We start from the raw sequence: 1,004 nt of genomic DNA, 5'->3' as shown, positions 1-1,004 counted from the left end.
ACTCGCGGCCCGAGGGTGTGGGTGCGGATGGGGTCGAGGAGCCGTGGCGTCGGCATGCGGCGGGTTCGTTGGCGGTCGGTGCGGGTTCGGCCGACCTCGTGCCCGTGGCGGTGGGCGACTGGCCGCCGGCCGGTGCGGAGGCCGTCGACCTCGACGGCTTCTACGCCGATCTCCTGGAGTCCGGATTCGCCTACGGGCCGCTCTTCCGGGGCCTGCGGGCGGTTTGGCGGACCGACGAGGAGGTGTTCGCCGAAGCTGTGCTGCCGGAGGACGCCGGGTCCGACCCGCGGTCGTTCGGCCTGCACCCCGCGCTGATGGACGCGGCTCTGCACGCCGTCGGACTGGGAGGTCTGGTCGGTGAGGTCGGTGAGGCCCGGCTTCCCTACGCGTGGTCCGGGGTGCGGCTCCACGCGAGCGGGGCGGGTGCCCTGCGCGTGCGGCTGAAGCGGGTCGGCCAGGAGGCGGTCTCGCTCACCATGACCGATTCGACCGGGCTGCCGGTGGTCTCGGTCGACTCCCTGGCGCTGAGGATCGTTTCCGCGGACCAGGTGGGCGGCGGGAACGCCGCCACCGGGCCCGACTCCCTGTTCGAGCTCGACTGGACGCCGCTGCCGACGTCGCCGGTCCCGACCGGGTCCGTCCGGGTCGCCGTTCTGAGCTCGGCCGGCGCGTCCCGGTTCGCGGCGGCGTCCGGCGACGCCGGTGCGACGTTCCATCGGACCCTCGCCGATCTGCGCGAGCAGGTGGCGCGCGGCGAGGTGGCCCGACCGGAGCTGGTGCTCCTGGAGTGCGCCGGCGAGGCCGGGCGGACGGCCGGGGTGGGCGCGGACGCGGTCCGGTCGCTGGTGGGCGACACGCTGGCCGTGGTGCAGGAGTGGGTCGACGACGAGGCCTTCCTGGATTCGCAGTTGGTGGTGGTGACTGCTGGTGCGGTGGGTGTGGGGTCGGGGTCGGATGTGGTGGATCTCGGTGGTGCTGCGGTGTGGGGGTTGGTGCGTTCGGCG

Annotated in this window: 1 protein-coding gene; it reads left to right on the top strand. The window is 74.2% G+C overall.

Features of this window, described 5'->3' with window-relative positions; all coding sequences use genetic code 11:
- Positions 1–104 precede the first annotated feature (104 nt).
- Positions 105–1,004, top strand: a 900-nt coding sequence (locus ACWDRR_RS44505) for a polyketide synthase dehydratase domain-containing protein (protein ID WP_449778053.1), incomplete at its 3' end; no start/stop codon positions are given.

This window comes from Kitasatospora sp. NPDC003701 (assembly GCF_053587085.1).
The sequence above is the reverse complement of the archived record's forward strand: the minus strand, read 5'-3'. Positions and strand labels throughout refer to the sequence as shown.